Consider the following 2,680-nt stretch of genomic DNA (forward strand, 5'->3'; position numbering starts at 1 on the left):
AAAAGTTGCAATGGAACATTGGTGCTTGTTTCACTAACCTGCCCCGTTAGCTTAAGTACAATTCTTCACAATCTCCTCGATAAATACCCAATTTTCTTTTAAAATGATCCTCCACAATCTGGCCCGTTTGTTGAAAAAGAAAATACCCCCCTAATTGATAAAAGCCTTTGCTTTCAATGAGCAAAGATTTTTTTGACGAGTTTCTTCTATTGTATATTGGTGCTTTTCAATTCTCTTTCGTACTCCTTAACTAACTTATAAAATGTTGTTTTTTTAACCCCTATTTCTTGCATCGCTTTCACTGCTGTCATCTCTCCTTTTTTCCGTTAAACCACCTGATTACATCAAAGAGTTAATGCTTTTTGCGTTGTATCTTACGCAAAATTAGAAAATCACAATGTACAATTCAAAAATGCACTTAATAGATACGAATAAATTTCCAAGCGGTAGTTTACAGTAGGTAAATATTCGATGGACGGCTGACTTGCGGATTGGTCGTCTTATTTGCATTTTTTGACTGGATGACCACACTATCAAGGTCATCTTAGGCTACATAAAAACAAGTTTATTCGGAAAGAATATACCAATATATATATTTTTGAAGGAGTTCGGAATATGACTGAAAACCGTATTAGCCTAACATCATCAGAAATCGCTTGTACTTGGACTGGCTATATGAACGATAGTATGGCTAAGTGCATTCTTGGATATTTTCTAGTACATGTTGAAGACTCAGATATAAGGCCTATTATACAGTTTGCATATGACCTTACAGTTTCTCATATAGAAAAACTAACTCATCTTTTCGAAGAGAAGATTTGCCATTACCAACAGGATTTACTAACGAAGATGTCAATTTAAATGCTCCTCGCCTATATACTGATTCATTTATGCTGACTTACATAAACCACATGGCAAAGGTTGGGTTACTTGCTTATAGTGGACTCGTTTCCATGAGTGCAAGAAAGGATGTAAGGGGTTATTTTATGGAAGGACTAAAAGAAACGTCCGATTTATTCGACAGAAGTTCAGATGTCGCACTTTCTAAAGGATTGTTTGTAAGAGCACCGTATATTGCATACCCAACAAAGACTGATTACGTAGATAGCAAAAGTTATTTAAGTGGTTTTTCTCTTTTCAGTAAGCAACGCCCTTTAAATACAGTTGAAATATCTCATCTTTATATGAACATTCAAACCAATTTAATAGGTAGTCATCTTTCTATTAGTTTTGCTCAAACATCACCGAGAAAAAATATACAAAAGTGGATGCTAAGAGGTAACGATATTTCAAAAAAGCATGTGCAGATTTTTTCTGCAACTCTACTCCACAATGATATACAACCACCAGTTTCATCAGATGTTGCTATAACAAATTCAACTACACCGCCATTCTCAGACAAACTAGCCATGTCTCATATGGCATTGTTAAGTGCGACTGGTTCAGGAAATTACGCAACTGGAGCGGCGGCAAGTCAAAGAACAGACCTTTTTCTAAATTATGAACGCTTATCGCTAGAAGTCGCTCAGTATGCTAAGGACGGAGTTAACATCATGATTGATAACAAATGGCTAGAACAACCACCTGGAACTACCGATAAACAAAAACTATCCCAAACAAAAGACACCGAATAATTAAAGTTTATGGCTGTTACTTCAATAAGTGTGTCTCTTTTTCTTATTTAGAGATACGACAATTTAGTCTAGTTACTGTCACTGGATTTCTGGACGGTATTGTGATTAACGTCATATCCTTCAGCGTATTAAAGCACGGTAGATATCTCGAAACCCAGTTTCACCAATGCTTTATCGTAATAAAGTAAGTTAAGTCGCCTCCTCGAAGTTTTACCATAAGTGACGTTTTTAATGTCATATCGTCAAGTGTTTTTACTTTACACCTTATCTTAAAACACCTTCCAAACGCTTGGTACATCTAGATTGCTTACCTAGTGATCCATAGACCCCGAGGTTTCCAGGAACGCCATTTTCGGTCAAGCTGCACCAAGTGGAGTACGTTTAAACCATGATATACGCTAATAATTGTACTCCAAGCGTTAATCATACATCCTGTACGTAACATAGGAATTTAAGGATGATATCCATTAACTCCATCATTAAAATGACATAATTTCGGTTGGTTGTATTAACGTATAATCTTTTAATCGTCACGACGTAATAAACCTCGCTGTCGCTCAGTTGAATCCTCAAATTCGCCAGGCTTTACTTCAACGCTAAACTGATGTGTAATAGGATCAACGAAGTGAACACGCCCCTTAACTTCCTTCGTAAATCCATCGATCCATACCGCCAGCTTAACCGCTAAGTTATATTCCATTGCGTAAGAAATCCTCTGATCGAATTCCTCCCTTTCGTATTCGTCGAGAAGCGGCTTCGGTTGACGTTCTTGATCCTTAAACATTGCACGTGTCATTTCGAATCCTAACGGCATAAAAGATGCCGGCTGCCACTTTAGCTTACCTCGATCTCGTATTGCCATTTCAATCGCCCCTTCGTTCTCAATTATACACGAACTAGTGTTCTGCGTGAATAAAAAAAATAAAAGGCTCTGTTAAAAATTAATGTTTATTAAACTGTCCATATTATGGGTTACAGTTCAAGGGCCTATATGGGTCCTTTTTTATTTTAAGTAAATAATAAAACTTCTCATAGGTGTCACGCCA

2 protein-coding genes and 1 pseudogene are annotated in these 2,680 nt (G+C 36.9%); 2 read left to right on the forward strand and 1 reads right to left on the reverse strand.

Annotated elements, in window-relative coordinates:
• Positions 1-615: 615 nt before the first annotated feature.
• Both J7E66_RS32100 and J7E66_RS32105 read left to right on the forward strand, forming a co-directional pair.
• Positions 616-1,031, forward strand: a pseudogene (locus tag J7E66_RS32100) (DUF3231 family protein); the annotation flags it as partial.
• A 153-nt stretch (positions 1,032-1,184) separates the two neighbouring features.
• Positions 1,185-1,634, forward strand: a complete 450-nt coding sequence (locus J7E66_RS32105) for a DUF3231 family protein (RefSeq protein ID WP_251033157.1) — start codon at positions 1,185-1,187, stop codon at positions 1,632-1,634.
• Between the two features lie 523 nt (positions 1,635-2,157).
• Here the strand turns inward: J7E66_RS32105 and J7E66_RS26830 are convergent.
• Positions 2,158-2,496, reverse strand: a complete 339-nt coding sequence (locus J7E66_RS26830) for a YolD-like family protein (protein ID WP_215005775.1) — start codon at positions 2,494-2,496, stop codon at positions 2,158-2,160.
• Positions 2,497-2,680: the final 184 nt, after the last annotated feature.

Source organism: Bacillus sp. ISL-7 (assembly GCF_018613065.1).

What these genes read in the sequence shown, in the direction of transcription:
- J7E66_RS32105 (WP_251033157.1), top strand. Translation starts at nt 1,185, where the DNA reads ATGAACATTCAAACCAATTTAATAGGTAGTCATCTTTCTATTAGTTTT.
- J7E66_RS26830 (WP_215005775.1), bottom strand. Translation starts at nt 2,496, where the DNA reads ATGGCAATACGAGATCGAGGTAAGCTAAAGTGGCAGCCGGCATCTTTT.